Origin of the sequence: Amycolatopsis sp. NPDC049159 (genome assembly GCF_040648295.1) — a bacterium.
GTDB classification, from domain to species: Bacteria; Actinomycetota; Actinomycetes; order Mycobacteriales; family Pseudonocardiaceae; genus Amycolatopsis; species Amycolatopsis pretoriensis_A.
The window spans coordinates 53,520-67,491 of the sequence record NZ_JBEZDL010000018.1; the positions used below are offsets into that span (position 1 = coordinate 53,520).

General features: G+C 69.6%; 16 protein-coding genes. 4 read left to right on the plus strand and 12 right to left on the minus strand.

Annotated features, from left to right (window positions below; translation table 11 throughout):
• Window positions 1-46: 46 nt before the first annotated feature.
• The 7 genes from AB0B33_RS30380 to AB0B33_RS30410 form a co-directional block, all read right to left on the minus strand.
• A complete protein-coding gene (locus AB0B33_RS30380; protein WP_125308982.1) occupies window positions 47-472 on the minus strand; it encodes a helix-turn-helix transcriptional regulator in 426 nt (141 codons plus the stop codon).
• Between the two features lie 5 nt (window positions 473-477).
• The gene (gene dnaJ / locus AB0B33_RS30385; RefSeq protein WP_360777825.1) at window positions 478-1,650 is read right to left on the minus strand and encodes a molecular chaperone DnaJ; all 1,173 of its coding nucleotides are present in this window, start codon (window positions 1,648-1,650) and stop codon (window positions 478-480) included.
• A gap of 36 nt (window positions 1,651-1,686) precedes the next feature.
• The gene (grpE, locus tag AB0B33_RS30390) at window positions 1,687-2,394 is read right to left on the minus strand and encodes a nucleotide exchange factor GrpE (RefSeq protein WP_247016649.1); all 708 of its coding nucleotides are present in this window, start codon (window positions 2,392-2,394) and stop codon (window positions 1,687-1,689) included.
• Complete coding sequence (gene dnaK / locus AB0B33_RS30395) at window positions 2,391-4,259, minus strand: molecular chaperone DnaK (RefSeq protein WP_247016647.1); 1,869 nt, start codon at window positions 4,257-4,259, stop codon at window positions 2,391-2,393. The genes grpE and dnaK overlap by 4 nt, the downstream gene beginning before the upstream one ends.
• 146 nt (window positions 4,260-4,405) lie before the next feature.
• The gene (locus AB0B33_RS30400; protein WP_360777827.1) at window positions 4,406-5,878 is read right to left on the minus strand and encodes an alpha/beta hydrolase; all 1,473 of its coding nucleotides are present in this window, start codon (window positions 5,876-5,878) and stop codon (window positions 4,406-4,408) included.
• Window positions 5,879-5,945: 67 nt separating this feature from the next.
• Window positions 5,946-6,179 carry a hypothetical protein gene (locus tag AB0B33_RS30405; RefSeq protein ID WP_360777829.1) on the minus strand — a complete coding sequence of 78 codons (234 nt, stop codon included), beginning with the start codon at window positions 6,177-6,179 and terminating at the stop codon, window positions 5,946-5,948.
• Between the two features lie 30 nt (window positions 6,180-6,209).
• Window positions 6,210-6,980 carry a DUF4097 family beta strand repeat-containing protein gene (locus tag AB0B33_RS30410; protein WP_360777831.1) on the minus strand — a complete coding sequence of 257 codons (771 nt, stop codon included), beginning with the start codon at window positions 6,978-6,980 and terminating at the stop codon, window positions 6,210-6,212.
• 173 nt (window positions 6,981-7,153) lie between these two features.
• On the opposite strand from AB0B33_RS30410, the gene AB0B33_RS30415 reads away from it, so the two are divergent.
• On the plus strand, window positions 7,154-7,687 hold the full coding sequence (locus tag AB0B33_RS30415) for a YbhB/YbcL family Raf kinase inhibitor-like protein (RefSeq protein WP_247016639.1): 534 nt from the start codon (window positions 7,154-7,156) through the stop codon (window positions 7,685-7,687).
• Between the two features lie 48 nt (window positions 7,688-7,735).
• Here AB0B33_RS30415 and AB0B33_RS30420 read toward each other — a convergent pair whose 3' ends face one another.
• From AB0B33_RS30420 to AB0B33_RS30430, 3 genes are read right to left on the minus strand one after another with little or no spacing between them, the layout of a single operon-like run.
• The gene (locus AB0B33_RS30420; RefSeq protein ID WP_247016637.1) at window positions 7,736-8,170 is read right to left on the minus strand and encodes a GNAT family N-acetyltransferase; all 435 of its coding nucleotides are present in this window, start codon (window positions 8,168-8,170) and stop codon (window positions 7,736-7,738) included.
• Between the two features lie 21 nt (window positions 8,171-8,191).
• Complete coding sequence (locus AB0B33_RS30425; protein ID WP_360777834.1) at window positions 8,192-8,752, minus strand: TetR family transcriptional regulator; 561 nt, start codon at window positions 8,750-8,752, stop codon at window positions 8,192-8,194.
• On the minus strand, window positions 8,749-9,078 hold the full coding sequence (locus AB0B33_RS30430) for a multidrug efflux SMR transporter (protein WP_247016633.1): 330 nt from the start codon (window positions 9,076-9,078) through the stop codon (window positions 8,749-8,751). Before AB0B33_RS30430 ends, AB0B33_RS30425 begins: the two co-directional genes overlap by 4 nt.
• Before the next feature lie 154 nt (window positions 9,079-9,232).
• On the opposite strand from AB0B33_RS30430, the gene AB0B33_RS30435 reads away from it, so the two are divergent.
• Window positions 9,233-11,446: a (Fe-S)-binding protein gene (locus tag AB0B33_RS30435; protein ID WP_360777836.1), complete on the plus strand. Its 2,214-nt coding sequence runs from the start codon at window positions 9,233-9,235 to the stop codon at window positions 11,444-11,446.
• 96 nt (window positions 11,447-11,542) lie between these two features.
• On the opposite strand, the gene AB0B33_RS30440 is transcribed toward AB0B33_RS30435, so the two are convergent.
• Window positions 11,543-11,725, minus strand: coding sequence for a hypothetical protein (locus AB0B33_RS30440; RefSeq protein WP_360777838.1), 183 nt, complete (start codon window positions 11,723-11,725; stop codon window positions 11,543-11,545).
• A gap of 21 nt (window positions 11,726-11,746) precedes the next feature.
• On the opposite strand from AB0B33_RS30440, the gene AB0B33_RS30445 reads away from it, so the two are divergent.
• Together AB0B33_RS30445 and AB0B33_RS30450 are read left to right on the plus strand one after the other, a co-directional pair.
• Window positions 11,747-12,193 carry a DUF742 domain-containing protein gene (locus tag AB0B33_RS30445; RefSeq protein WP_360777840.1) on the plus strand — a complete coding sequence of 149 codons (447 nt, stop codon included), beginning with the start codon at window positions 11,747-11,749 and terminating at the stop codon, window positions 12,191-12,193.
• A gap of 16 nt (window positions 12,194-12,209) precedes the next feature.
• The gene (locus AB0B33_RS30450) at window positions 12,210-13,217 is read left to right on the plus strand and encodes a cation diffusion facilitator family transporter (protein ID WP_360777842.1); all 1,008 of its coding nucleotides are present in this window, start codon (window positions 12,210-12,212) and stop codon (window positions 13,215-13,217) included.
• Between the two features lies 1 nt (window position 13,218).
• Here AB0B33_RS30450 and AB0B33_RS30455 read toward each other — a convergent pair whose 3' ends face one another.
• Window positions 13,219-13,911, minus strand: a complete 693-nt coding sequence (locus AB0B33_RS30455; RefSeq protein WP_360777844.1) for a CAP domain-containing protein — start codon at window positions 13,909-13,911, stop codon at window positions 13,219-13,221.
• Window positions 13,912-13,972 lie beyond the last annotated feature (61 nt).

Here is a 13,972-nt window from a genome sequence, read left to right on the forward strand (position 1 = left end):
CGAAGGCCTCCCCGGTCACCCGGGGAGGCCTTCGCGGTTCACGTGCTCAGCGGCGCTTGGGACGCCAGACCACCATGGCGGTCTGCTGGTTGAGCGGCACGAGGTCCCGGCGGTAGGACGCGTGCGCGGCCGCCGCGGCCTGTTCGCCGGCCACGTACGCCGCGGCCAGTTCCTCGGTCAGCTCGGTGATCCGGGCCCGCAGCGCGTCGACCTGGTTCTCCAGCTCGATGATGCGCTTGATGCCGGCCAGGTTGACGCCGTCCTCCTGCGACAGGCGCTGGACCTCGCGCAGCAGCGCGATGTCCCGCATCGAGTAGCGCCGCCCGCCACCGGAGGTGCGGCCCGGTGACACCAGGCCCTGCCGGTCGTAGGTGCGCAACGTCTGCGCGTGCATCCCGGCGAGCTGGGCCGCCACCGAGATGACGAACACCGGGGTCTCTTCGTCGCCTTCCTGCGGGATCCCGCCGAACATCCCACTCACCTGCCTTCGAGCAGCTCAGTGATCTCGGGCCGGGGGTCGTGCCCGGCCATCGACTCGGCGTACGCCTGCAGTGCTTCGCGCGCCTTGTCGTCCAGTTTGGCGGGAATCGCCGCCTGGAGGGTGACGAGCAGGTCACCTTGCGCACCGTCGCGCTTGGCGATGCCCTTGCCGCGCACGCGCAGCACCCGGCCGCTCGCGGTGCCCGGCGGCACCTTGAGCGAGACCTTGCCCTCGAGCGTCGGCACCGTGATCGTGGTGCCGAGCGCCAGTTCGGTGAAGTCGACCGGCACGGTGACCGTCAGGTCGAGCGCCTTGCGCCCGAACAGCTTGTGCGGAGCCACGTGCACCCGGACGTACAGGTCGCCCGCCTGCGCGCCGCCCCGGCCCGGCTCGCCCTGACCGGCCAGCCGGATCCGCTGGTCGTCGTCGACGCCCGGCGGGATCCGGACGGTCAGCGTGCGGGTCCGCGTGCTGACGCCTTCGCCGCCGCACTCGGGGCACGGGTCGTCGATGATCGTCCCGCGGCCGCGGCAGTCGCGGCACGGCTCCGAGAACGCGAAGGCACCCTGGCTGCGGCTGACCAGCCCCGAACCGGAACAGGTCGGGCAGGTCCGCGGCGACGTACCCGGCTTCGCACCGTTGCCGCTGCACGTCGAACAGGTCGCCGGGCTCGACAGCCGCAGCGGCAGGGTCGCGCCCTTGACCGCCTCGGTGAAGTCGATCCGGACGTCCGTCTCGACGTCGGCACCGCGCTGCGGCCGGTTGGCCGTCGCACTCGCCGCCCCGCGGCCACGGCCGAACAGCCCGCCGAGGATGTCCCCGAGGCCGCCGAAGCCCTGCTGCTGGCCCGCGCCGGCCTGGCCGAAGATGTCCCCGACGTCGAAGCTGCCGGTGCCGCCGCCACCGCCGGGGAAGTTGAACCCGCCCCCGCTGCCGAACAGCCGTCGCGCTTCGTCGTACTCCTTGCGCTTGCTCGCGTCGGAGAGCACGCCATACGCCTCGGAGACCGCCTTGAACTTCTGCTCCGCGTCGGCGTTGCCGGCGTTCGCGTCCGGGTGGTTCTCCTTGGCCAGCTTCCGGTAGGCCTTCTTGATCTCGTCCGAGGTGGCGTCGGAAGAGACGCCCAGTTCACGGTAGAAGTCCTTACCGATCCATTCCCGTGCACTCATCGGGCGTCTCCTCCTCCCACTTGAACCGGATACGTCTTACTGCTGCTGTTCATCGACTCCGCCGCCGAGTGGCAGCTCGCCACCGACGGGCGGGTCCACCGGGGCCGCGCCGGGCTCGTGGTCGGTCACGCCGACCAGCGCCGCCCGCAGTACGCGGTCCCCGAAGCGGTAACCGCGGCGCATGACCACGGTGACCGTCGGGCCCGCCACGTCCGGCGAGGTGTTGTGCTGCACGGCTTCGTGCACGCTCGGGTCGAAGGGCTCGCCCTCGTTGCCGAACGACTCGAGCCCCGCGCGCTGCAGGCCGCTGATCAGCTTGTCGCCGACCGCCTTGAACGCGCCGGTGAGGTCACCGTGCTGCTCGGCCCGCTCGAGGTCGTCGAGCAGCGGCAGCAGGTCGTTCACCACGGTCGCTTTCGCGCCGAGGACGACCGCCTCGCGGTCGCGCTCGACCCGCTTGCGGTAGTTGGCGTACTCCGCCTGCAGGCGCTGGAGGTCGGCGGTGCGCTCGGACAGCTCCTTCTCCACGTCGGAGACCACCGACACCGAGTCGTCCACAATGGACTCGCCGAGCGAGGGACCCGCGTGTTCCACGGGCGCCTCGTCCGGCTCCGGCGCGGCGTGGGCCGGACCGGGCGGGCGGACCTGCCCGGTCTGGGGGTCCACCCGACGCCGATCCCGCACGACCACCGGCTCCTCGGGGCCTCGGCCCTGGCTCTCGGATTCGTCGTAGCTGTGGGTCACTTCTTCTCGTCCTCTTCGACGATCTCGGCGTCCACCACGTCATCGGCCTTGGCCTGGCCGCCGGCCGCACCGGCGTCCCCGGCCGCGCCAGAGGCACCGGCCGCACCGGCCGCAGCGTCGGCGTTCGCGTTGGCGTACAGGGCGGTGCCCAGCTCCTGCGAAGCGGTGTTCAGCTTCTCGATCGCCTCGCGGATCTTGGTCGAGTCCGTGCCCTTCAGGGCTTCGTTGGCCTCGTCGATCGCGGACTTGACCTTGCCCTTGAGTTCCTCGGGCAGCTTGTCGTCGTTGTCCTTGAGGAACTTCTCGGTCTGGTAGACCAGCGTCTCGGCCTGGTTGCGGGTCTCGGCCTCTTCGCGGCGGGTCTTGTCTTCCTCGGCGTGCGCCTCGGCGTCCTTGACCATGCGCTCGATGTCGTCCTTCGGCAGCGCGGAGCCACCGGTGATCGTCATCGACTGCTCCTTGTTCGTGCCGAGGTCCTTGGCCAGGACGTGCACGATGCCGTTCGCGTCGATGTCGAAGGTGACCTCGATCTGCGGCACGCCACGCGGGGCGGGCGGGAGACCGGTCAGCTCGAACATGCCGAGCTTCTTGTTGTGCGCGGCGATCTCGCGCTCACCCTGGAACACCTGGATCTGCACCGACGGCTGGTTGTCGTCCGCGGTGGAGAAGATCTCCGAGCGCTTGGTCGGGATCGTGGTGTTGCGCTCGATGAGCTTGGTGAACACGCCACCCTTGGTCTCGATGCCCAGCGACAGCGGGGTCACGTCCAGCAGCAGGACGTCCTTGACCTCACCCTTGAGCACACCGGCCTGCAGCGCCGCGCCGACCGCGACGACCTCGTCCGGGTTCACGCCCTTGTTCGGCTCGCGGCCGCCGGTCAGCTCCTTGACCAGCTCGGACACGGCCGGCATGCGGGTGGAACCACCGACGAGCACGACGTGGTCGATGTCGCCGACGGCGATGCCCGCGTCCCGGATGACGTTGTTGAACGGGTTGCGGGTGCGCTCGAGCAGGTCCGAGGTGATCTTCTGGAACTCGGCGCGCGACAGCGTCTCGTCGAGGAACAGCGGGTTCTTGTCCGCGTCCACGGTGATGTAGGGCAGGTTGATGCTGGCCGAGTTCGAGCTGGACAGCTCGATCTTCGCCTTCTCCGACGCCTCGCGGATGCGCTGCAGCGCCATCTTGTCCTTGGTCAGGTCGATGCCGTTCGTGGCCTTGAACTTGTCGACCAGCCACTTGACGATGCGCTCGTCCCAGTCGTCGCCACCGAGGTGGTTGTCACCGGAGGTCGCGCGGACCTCGACGACGCCCTCGCCGATCTCCAGCAGCGAGACGTCGAACGTGCCGCCACCGAGGTCGAAGACCAGGATGGTCTGTTCCTTCTCGCCCTTGTCCAGGCCGTACGCCAGCGCGGCGGCGGTCGGCTCGTTGACGATGCGGAGCACGTTCAGGCCGGCGATCTGCCCGGCTTCCTTGGTGGCCTGCCGCTGCGCGTCCTCGAAGTACGCCGGGACGGTGATCACCGCGTCGGTGATGGTCTCGCCCAGGTACGCCTCGGCGTCGCGCTTGAGCTTCATCAGCACCCGGGCGCTGATCTCCTGCGACGTGTAGTTCTTGCCGTCGATCTCGGTCTTCCAGTCGGTGCCGATGTGCCGCTTCACGGACCGGATCGTCCGGTCGACGTTAGTCACGGCCTGGTTCTTCGCCGGCTGACCGGTCAGCACTTCGCCGTTCTTGGCGAAGGCGACGATCGAGGGGGTGGTCCGGGAACCTTCAGAGTTGGCGATGACCGTCGGCTCGCCGCCCTCAAGGACGGCGACGACCGAGTTGGTCGTGCCGAGGTCGATGCCGACCGCTCGCGCCATGGTGCTTTCCTCCTGTGTAAGCCTGCTATGTTCGTGACCTGCACGTTCGTCCCCGCCTTGAGCGGGTACGTGGCAAGTTTAGTCTGGTCTTCGCGGGCCTCGTCAAGCCGGACTTGAGTCGACTGCGCTCAACCTTCGTACCCAGCCTAACGAGCCGGTGCCGGTTCTTGTTCCCGGGTCCGGCCGCAGAGTCGGGGGAAACCGGGTGTGAGCCCGCTCACCAGGTACTCCACCTCGACCGCGCGGGCGCAGGCCGAGTTGAACAGGCCCGTGTGACCGTCGTCGGTGCGGGTGAGCAGGGCCGAGCCGTCGATGCTCGCCGCCAGGCCGCGGGCCCAGGACAGCGGCGTGGCCGGGTCGTGGGCGCCGCCGACCACCAGGATCGGCGGGGCGCCGTGGACCGGGTGGGGCTGCGGCGGGTTCTTCGCCGGGACCGGCCAGCCGGTGCAGCCGCTCGTGAAGTCCCAGTATTCGGAGTACCGCCAGCTGTGCGGCGCCACCGCGCGCAGCAGGCCGGCCATCGCGCCCATGTCCGCCGGGCCGGTGAACGGCGACGGGAAGTCGTGGCAGCCGATCGCCCGGTACGCCCCGTAGATCGGGGAGCGGAACTGGTTCCGCTCGGTCAGCCCCTCGGCGTCGGGGAACTCCCCGCCGGCGGCGGCCAGCGCCTTGCCCAGCGCCGGCCATTCGTCCCGGAGGTAGAGGTGGTTGTAGACACCGGCCGAGATCTCGTCGGCCGTCGCCGAGCGGCCCAGGTCGCTCGCCCACACCGCGCCGCGCGCCGCGCGGGCCACGACGTCGTCGTAGAAGCGGAGGACGTCACGCCCCCGCAAGGCGCAGCCGGCCGACCCGCGGCACCAGTCCGCGAACCGGACCAGCGCGTCTTCGGTCGCCGCGGCTTCCTCGAGGATCGCCTGGCGCAACGGCCGGGCGTGGTCGACGGCGCCGTCGAGCACCATCGTGCGCACCCGGCCGGGGTGCTTCGACGCGTAGACCGCGCCCAGTTCGGTGCCGTAGGACAGGCCCAGCCACGAGATCTTCGACTCGCCCAGTGCGGCGCGGATCGTCTCGATGTCCTCGGCCGCGCTCTGCGTGTCCGCGTTCGCGAGCAGCGGCCCGGTGCGGGCCAGGCAGTCTTCGCCCGCCTCGCGGTTGTGCGCCACCAGCGCGTCGAACGCCGGCCGGGACGCCGGGAACCGGTCGAGCGCCGGCTCCCACAACGTCGGCCCGCACGTGATGCGCGGTGTGCTGAACCAGTCTCCGCGCGGGTCGAAGCCCACGACGTCGAACCGCTGCCGCAGCCGGGCGAGCTCCGGCGAGGCGAGCCCGCCGAACTGCACGAACCCGACACCGGAACCGCCCGGCCCGCCCGGGTTCACCAGCAGCGAGCCGATCCGGTGGGCCGGGTCCAGCGCGGGCAGCCGGGCCAGCGCGAGCCGCGCCGTCCCCAGCTCCGGTCTCGCGCGGTCGATCGGGACGTCGACCGCCGCGCACTCCGCCGCCGGCTCCTGCTGGGTGGCGCACGGCCGCCAAGACAGGCCCGAAGCTTCGGCGACGGACGGCACCGCCGCCATGACCACGACCACCGCGGCGACCGCGGCGAACCGGCGCAGATCCATGCTGGAATCCCTCCCCCTGCACGCCGTCCTTCGGCGCACCCCATTCCTAACAGCGACCACCGACGGTTCAGGAGCGGCGGGTCGTCCAGGAGGAGAAGAAGAAATCTGGGTTTCCTTGCCGCACAACGACTTCCGCGGGCGTACCCACCCAGGAAGTCACTCGATAGTGGGAATCCGCGGTGACCGGCACCCCCTGCGCCGGAGTCACCGCGGACCCACCACGCGCGAAGCCGACGACCCCGAACATCGCCACCGCGCCCAGCAGCGCGGCAGCCAGCACGCGCCGTTCGATCTTGCCCATCGGAAAAAGTCCCCCGTAGTAAGGAAAAAGTCAGGCCGCGCGGACCGTGACGCTGCCGCTGTCGGTCGTGAGGTCGAGCGTGTGCGGCGCGGAGCCGTCGGTCGGCACGTCGATGTCGCGGTGCCCGCTGTCGCTGTCGCCGACGACGCGGTACGGCCCGCCCGGCACGGTGACGTCGACGCTCCCGCTGTCGGCCTTCACCTTCACGTTGTTCGCCTGGTCGAGAGAAAACTCGACGCTGCCGCTTTCGGACGTCACGTCGACCGGGCCGCGCACGCCCTTGCCCTCGATGCTGCCGGAACTGGCGTGCACCTGGACCTCACCGACGTGTTCCAGGTCGATCCCGCCGCTTTCCAGCCGCAGCTTCACCAGCCCCGGTACGTCTTCGACCTTGGCGTGCCCCGAATCGGCCTGAACGTCCACACTGGCCACCCCGCGGACGTCCAGCCCGCCGGAGTCCAGCTTTCCGCTGACCGGCACGCCTTCCGGCACGACGACCTCGAAGTCGACCGAGCAGTTGTTCCCGCAGTCGGTGAGCACGAGCTGGTCGCCGTCGACGCGGTAGAACGTGTCACCCGGCTTGCCCCGCCAGTGGTAGTTGACCGACTGGTGCACGGTGGACGGCCCCGAACCGGTGCGGATCTTCACCGATCCCGAGTCGCCTTCCAGCTTCACGCTGCGGATCGTCTCCGAGAGCGTCCTGCTGTTCTCGAAATCCGATCCCCAGCCCCAGCCGAACGCGGTCGCCAGCCCCACGCCGATCAGGACGATGCCACCCAGAGCCAAGAGCGGGCGCGCCATGGTCGTGATCCCCTCAGTGTTGTTTCCCCTGCGTGAGGAACGTTATGGCCGGGGCGGGATCGAGTACATGGGGGTAACCCCCCGAATGACCCTGAGATCCGTCCCTGACACGCGGGGGCCGTCCCGGGGGCCTAACCTGGCGCAAGACTCCAGTTCCGTGATCAGGAGGATCCATGCCGCAAGCACCCGGCCCGTACGAATCCCTGCCCGACGTGCCGTCGTTCACCCTCACGAGCACCGACGTCGCCGACGGTGAAACCCTGGCCACGCCCCACTTGTCCGGCATCTTCGGCGCCGGCGGCGAGGACCGTTCGCCGCAGCTGGCGTGGGAGGGCTTCCCGGCCGAGACGAAGAGCTTCGCGATCACCTGCTACGACCCGGACGCCCCCACCGGCAGCGGTTTCTGGCACTGGGCCGTGTTCAACGTCCCGGCGTCGGTGACGGAGCTGGCCTCCGGCGCGGGCGACGGTTCGGGCCTCCCCGAAGGCGCGGTGACGCTGAAGGGCGACGGCGGGGTCAAGCAGTTCCTCGGCGCCGCGCCCCCGCCCGGGCACGGCCCGCACCGGTACTACTTCGCCGTGCACGCGCTGGACGTCGACAAGCTCGAGGTGCCGGAGGACGCGACGCCGGCGTTCCTGGGCTTCAACATGTTCGGCCACACGCTGGCCCGCGCGGTGCTCACGCCGGTGTACGAGAACAAGGGCTGACTCCCGCACCCGGATCCGGCGCCGGCCCGGTGCCGGATCCGGACGCCGTCAGCGCAGGGCTTCCTGGTTGACGCCTTCGCGTTCCAGGTAACGGCCCTTGGTGTGCTCGCCGAAGCCGAACTGGCGGTACAGCCCGTGCGCGTCGGCGGTGTGCAGCATCCAGCGGAAGCCGGCGCCGGGCCCGTTGTCGATCATCTCCCGGACGAGCTCCTTGCCGAGCCCGGTGCCGCGCGCGGAGTCGACGACGAACACGTCGGCCAGGTACGCCGACCCGACGCCGTCGGAGAAGGCGCGCGCGAAGCCGACCTGCTCGCCGCCGCGGTAGGCGGCGACGATCCGCCACGAGCCGGCGACGGCGGCCTCGACCTGCGCGCGCGTGCGCCAGCGGCCCCAGTAGGCCTCGGTGGAGAGGAACTTCCACACCACGTCGAGGTCCAGCCGCGCCCGGTCGTCGTCCAGCTCGTACTCACCGAAGATCCGCATGATCCGAAACTAAGACCGGCGTCAACGCGGTTTCAGCAGGTAGTCCACGACGGGACGCAGCTCGTCCGCGGACGGCGGCTCGTCGTCGATGAGCCCCTGGATCAGCAGCCCGTCGATGCCCGCGAGGAACACCCGGAACGCCACTTCGTCGTCGTGGCGGACCATCGACGTCAGCACGTCGAGCCAGCGCCGGGCGGCCGGGCGCAGCTCCGGCTTCCGCGCGGCCAGCAGGTACAGCTCGTACTCGGCCATCGTGCGCCCGCGCCGCGGCCCCAGTGCCTCGGCCAGCAGGCCCGCGACCTCCTCGGCGCCCCGCGAGCCGCGTGACCGGGCCCGGTCGATCATCCAGTAGACCTCGGTCGCCATGTCGCGGGCGCACGAGATGAGGGTCGCGATCAGCAGGTCGTCGAGCGAGGTGAAGTGGTAGGTCGTGGACGTCGTCGGCACGCCGGCCTCGGCCGCGACGGTCCGGTGGGTCACGCCCGCGACGCCGTCGCGCTCGATGATCCGCAGCGTGGCCGCGATGATCTCCGCGCGCCGTTTGTCCCCCCGCGCCTTGCGGCCGTCGACCTGCAGTTTCACGTCGATGCGCTCCCGAGTTCGATCAGCACCACGCCGCCGATGACCAGCGCCAGCCCGGCGACCATGGTCGCGTTGACGGTCTCCTTGAGGAACACGACGCCGACGATCGCGACCAGCGCGACGCCCGCCGCGGCCCAGATCGCGTAGGCGACGCCGATCGGCAGCCCCAGCTTGAGGACGTACGACAGGGCGACGAACGCGATGGCGTACCCGATCACCACGACGATCGACGGCCCGAGCTTCGAGAAGCCCTCGGAGAGCTTCAGCGAGACCGTCGCGGAGACCTCGGCGGCGATCGCCAAAGCGAGGAGGAGGTACGCACCCATAGTGTGAAAACTACCTGAACGATCGTCCCAAAACAAAGAGCGACGTACACCACATCGGTGGGACTTAGGCCCACTCAACGGGTTACTCATCAGTAAGGAAGGCTAGTCTCCCGGCACCACCACAGTTTTGAACCGGACGAAAGGCACCCGAACGATGGGCGCTCTGCAACTGACGCTCGGCGGGATCTCGGTCCTGCTCGGCGTCGTCGCCTGGGGAATGTTCGCCGCGACGATCGCGCGCTTCGTGCGCATCATCCGTCTCGGGCAGCCCGACTCGACGCGCAACGGCCCCTTCGCGGGCCGCATGAAGACGCTGATCAAGGAGTTCGCCGCGCACACGCGGATGAACCGCAAGCGCAGTGTCGGGCCGGCGCACTGGCTCGTGATGTGGGGCTTCCTGCTCGGCTCACTGGCGCTGTTCGAGGCGTACGGCGAGGTCTTCGTGCCCACCTGGGGCTGGCCGATCCTCGACGACTTCCCGCCGTTCCAGCTGCTCATGGAGCTGCTCGGGGTCGGGACGATCGTCGGCATCCTGGTGCTGATGGCGATCCGCCAGCGCAACCACCCGCGCCGCGCCGACCGCCAGTCGCGCTTCCAGGGCTCCAACTTCAAGTGGGCCTACTTCATCGAGGCCGTCGTCCTGATCGAGGGCATCGGCATCATCGGCGTCCGCGCCGCGAAGTCCGCGCTGAACACGCACGAAGGACCGCTGTGGGCGTCCTTCGTCTCCAACCCGATCGGCCAGCTGCTGCCGGCCAGCCCGAACCTGGTCACGGTGTTCGCGTTCGTCAAGCTGATGAGCGCCACGGTCTGGCTGATCGTGGTCGCGCGGACGATGACCATGGGCATCGCCTGGCACCGCTTCAGCGCGTTCTTCAACATCTACTTCAAGCGCGAGGCCGACGGCGGCGTCGCCCTCGGCGCGCTCAAGCCGATGATGAGCGGTGGCAAGGTCCTCGACCTCGAGGAAGCCGACCCGGACGAGGACACCTTCGGCGTCGGCAAGGTCGAGGACTTCAGCTGGAAGGGCTGGCTGGACTTCTCGACGTGCACCGAGTGCGGCCGCTGCCAGGAGCAGTGCCCCGCGTGGAACACCGGCAAGCCGCTGTCGCCGAAGCTGCTGATCACCCAGCTGCGTGACCACGCCTACGCGAAGGCGCCGTACCTGATGGCCGGCGGCAAGCGCGACATGGCGGGCGACGAGGTCGGTTTGTCCGGTGACAACATGTACGCCGGGATCGACGTCCTCGCGATCGCCGAGTCGCAGAAGGCCCTGATCGGCGACGACGGCGGCGTCATCGACCCGGACGTCCTGTGGTCCTGCACCAGCTGCGGTGCCTGCGTCGAGCAGTGCCCGGTCGACATCGAGCACGTCGACCACATCGTCGACATGCGCCGCTACCAGGTGATGATCGAGTCGTCGTTCCCCAGCGAGCTGAACGGCATGTTCAAGAACCTGGAGAACAAGGGCAACCCGTGGGGCCAGAACGCCAAGGACCGGCTGGCCTGGACCGAGGACCTCGACTTCGAGGTGCCGGTGTTCGACGGCGACATGGGCGACGCGGAGTACCTGTTCTGGGTCGGCTGCGCCGGCGCGTTCGAGGACCGCGCGAAGAAGACGACGCGGGCGGTCGCCGAGCTGCTGCACATGGCCGACGTCAAGTACAAGGTGCTGGGCTCGGAGGAGTCGTGCACCGGTGACCCGGCCCGCCGCGCGGGCAACGAGTTCCTGTTCCAGATGCTGGCGCAGCAGAACGTCGAGGTCCTGAACTCGGTGTTCGAGGGACGTGAGCGCAAGGCGCGCAAGGTCGTCGTGACCTGCGCGCACTGCTTCAACACCCTCGCCAACGAGTACCCGGAGCTGGGCGGCCAGTTCGACGTCGTGCACCACACGCAGCTGCTGAACCGCCTGGTCCGCGAGAAGCAGCTGGTGCCGGTGGCGCCGGTCGCCGAGGACGTCACCTACCACGACCCGTGCTACCTCGGCCGCCACAACAAGGTGTACGAGGCGCCGCGCGAGCTCGTCGGCGCGACCGGCGCGCGGCTGCGCGAGATGCCGCGGCACGGCGACAAGTCGATGTGCTGCGGCGCGGGCGGCGCGCGGATGTGGATGGAAGAGAAGATCGGCAAGCGGATCAACGTCGAGCGCGTCGACGAGGCGCTCGGCACCGCGCCGTCGAAGATCGCGACCGGCTGCCCGTTCTGCAAGGTGATGCTGAACGACGGCCTGACCGCCCGCCAGAGCGACGGCAGCGCGAGCGAAAAGGTCGAGATCGTCGACGTCGCGCAGATGCTGCTGGAGTCGGTCAAGCGCACACCGGCGCCGAAGCCGTTACCGACTGGAGCGCCTTCGCTCGCAGAAGAGTGACGCGCTAATCGTTCACGGCCCCGGTCAGGAAGTTCCTGGCCGGGGCCGTTTTACATTGCGTTATTCGCATTGAAGTAGCCACCGCACTACGCGTTGTCACAAGTCCACTAGCTGGGATTTCGGGCGCAGCAATCGTTTTCTTGAAAGTTGTTCATGAAAATCACCGAAATGGCCCATCAGGTGGAAGACAAACGAAGGCCTGAACCCTGGACAGCGGGCGTATCCTGACGTTTCCTTCGCCGCCGCCGTTGCCAGCGAAGGCTTCCATTCGACGATCACGGAAACAGGGGGCGGCCAGGTATGAGCGAGGACCGGAGCACCACGACCGGGCGACACGCTCTCCGCACCTACATCGACGACATGGACGTCCGGTTCCCCGGCGCCGGCGCTCAAGATCCCGTGCCCGCCCAGCGGACCCTCGTGCGCCCGTACGTCCTGACCCGCGGCCGCACGCAGTCGCGCCGGCACCTGGCGATCGAAGCGCTCGTCTCGACGCGGGCCGGCGCCCACTGGAACGGCGCCCAGCTGACCGGCGAGTTCCGCTCGGTCCGCACCCTCTGCTCCCGCCCGCGTTCGGTCGCCGAGGTCGCGGCCACGCTGAGCGTGCCGCTCGGCGTCGTCCGCGTGCTGCTGGACGACATGGCCGAGCAGGGCCTGGTCACGATCCACGACAACCGGGTCAACGCCGAAGGCCGCCCGGCGGTGGCGCTGATGGAGCGCGTTCTGCACGGCTTGCGCAGCCTCTGAGCATTACGCTCACCGGGTGAGTGAGGAATCCGCGAGCCCTGGTGGCGAAAGCACCCTGACCGTCCTGCTCGCCGGCGGCGTGAACCTGGCGATCGCCGTGATGAAGCTGATCGCCGGCATCATCACCGGCTCGGGCGCGATGCTCTCCGAAGCAGCGCACTCGGTGGCCGACACGTTCACCGAGGTCCTGCTGCTGACCGCGTTGAAACGTTCCGACCGCCCGGCCGACCGCGTGCACCCCTTCGGCTACGGCAAGGAGCGCTACTTCTGGTCGCTGCTCGCGGCCGTGTCGATCTTCGCCTCGGGCTCGATGTTCGCGCTCTACGAGGGCGTGTCGACGCTGTTCGGCCACGGCGAGGCGCAGAGCACGTCGATCCTCAGCTACATCGTGCTGGCGGTGGCGTTCCTGCTCGAAGGCACGTCGTGGGTGCAGGCGGTGCGCCAGACCGTGCGGGAGTCCAAGGCCGAGAACCGGTCGTTCTGGGCGTACCTCCGCCTGATCGACGACCCGACCCCGAAGACCGTCCTGTTCGAGGACTCCGCCGCGCTGATCGGCCTGCTGGTCGCGTTCGCCGGCATCGGGCTGCACCAGCTCACCGGGTCGGAGGTCTGGGACGGCGTCGCGTCGATCGTCATCGGCGTGCTGCTCGCGTTCGTCGCCTACCTGCTCGGGCGGACGAACCGCGGCCTGCTCATCGGCCGCCAGGCCAACCCGGAGATCGTCCGCGGCGTCCGCGACCACCTCTCGGCCGCGCCGGAGATCGAGGCCGTGGTGGACCTGCAGACCATGCTGATGGGCACCGACCAGGTCCTGGTCTGCACCCGCGTCGACTTCGACGACTCCCTGAGCGCCGGCGACCTCGAACGCGCGTGCGTCCGGCTCGCGAGTGAGCTGACCGAGTCGTTCAACGACGTCACCGAGGTGTTCATCGAGCCGGTGCCGCGGACCGATCCCGACCTGCGTGCGACGGTGCTGGCGCGCTACGGCGACATCGCGGAGCGGTGGAACGCCCCGAACCAGTAGCTCAGTACCCGAAGTCCTGGACCCAGTAGTTGCCCGCCTTGGTGAACCCGACGCCGAGCTTCTTGAGGCTGCAGTTCAGGATGTTCGCGCGGTGGCCCTCGGAGTTCATCCAGGCGTCCATGACCTGCGCCGCGGACGTCTGCCCCTTCGCGATGTTCTCCGCGCCCGGCTTCGCGTAGCCGGCGACCTTGATGCGCTGGTCGAACGTCGTGCCGTCGGGGCTGGTGTGCGAGAAGAAGTCGCCCGACGACATCTGGTCGCTGTAGTCCTGCGCGGCCTTGGTCAGGTGCGATTCCTCGGTCAGCGCTTCGCAGCCCGCCTTCGAGCGCTCGTCGTTGACCAGCGCGAGGACCTGGGCGGCCGTCGAAGACGCGACGCGCGCCGCGGCCTTGGTGGTCGGCGGCGGGGCCTCCGACGTCGTCGGCTGCGCGGAGGCGGAGGTCTCGGTCGGCGTGGGCGCCGCGCTGGACGTCGCCGGCGCCGGACCGGCGGACGTGGGCTCGGCGGGCTTGCTCGGCTGCGCCTGTCCGCCGGCGAGGTCGGTGCCGCTGCCGCCACCGGAGCCGGCGGGCGCGTTCGGCAGCACCAGCGCCGCGGCGCCGAGCTCGGCGGTGTTTCCTTCCGCGGTCGCCATCCAAGTGCCGGTCGCGGCGGAAAAAACGCCGAGCAGCACACTGAGTGACACCATCACCACGCGAGCACGTTCACCAAGGGGGGACACGGCGCAGGAACGTATCACGGGACGATTACGGCGA

Excerpts from the sequence above, each read along its gene's own strand:
- AB0B33_RS30435 (WP_360777836.1), top strand. The coding sequence starts at position 9,233 with ATGGGCGCTCTGCAACTGACGCTCGGCGGGATCTCGGTCCTGCTCGGC.
- AB0B33_RS30400 (WP_360777827.1), bottom strand. The coding sequence starts at position 5,878 with ATGGATCTGCGCCGGTTCGCCGCGGTCGCCGCGGTGGTCGTGGTCATG.
- AB0B33_RS30405 (WP_360777829.1), bottom strand. The coding sequence starts at position 6,179 with ATGGGCAAGATCGAACGGCGCGTGCTGGCTGCCGCGCTGCTGGGCGCG.
- dnaK (WP_247016647.1), bottom strand. The coding sequence starts at position 4,259 with ATGGCGCGAGCGGTCGGCATCGACCTCGGCACGACCAACTCGGTCGTC.
- dnaJ (WP_360777825.1), bottom strand. The coding sequence starts at position 1,650 with ATGAGTGCACGGGAATGGATCGGTAAGGACTTCTACCGTGAACTGGGC.
- AB0B33_RS30410 (WP_360777831.1), bottom strand. The coding sequence starts at position 6,980 with ATGGCGCGCCCGCTCTTGGCTCTGGGTGGCATCGTCCTGATCGGCGTG.
- AB0B33_RS30430 (WP_247016633.1), bottom strand. The coding sequence starts at position 9,078 with ATGGGTGCGTACCTCCTCCTCGCTTTGGCGATCGCCGCCGAGGTCTCC.
- AB0B33_RS30415 (WP_247016639.1), top strand. The coding sequence starts at position 7,154 with ATGCCGCAAGCACCCGGCCCGTACGAATCCCTGCCCGACGTGCCGTCG.
- AB0B33_RS30445 (WP_360777840.1), top strand. The coding sequence starts at position 11,747 with ATGAGCGAGGACCGGAGCACCACGACCGGGCGACACGCTCTCCGCACC.
- AB0B33_RS30380 (WP_125308982.1), bottom strand. The coding sequence starts at position 472 with ATGTTCGGCGGGATCCCGCAGGAAGGCGACGAAGAGACCCCGGTGTTC.
- AB0B33_RS30420 (WP_247016637.1), bottom strand. The coding sequence starts at position 8,170 with ATGCGGATCTTCGGTGAGTACGAGCTGGACGACGACCGGGCGCGGCTG.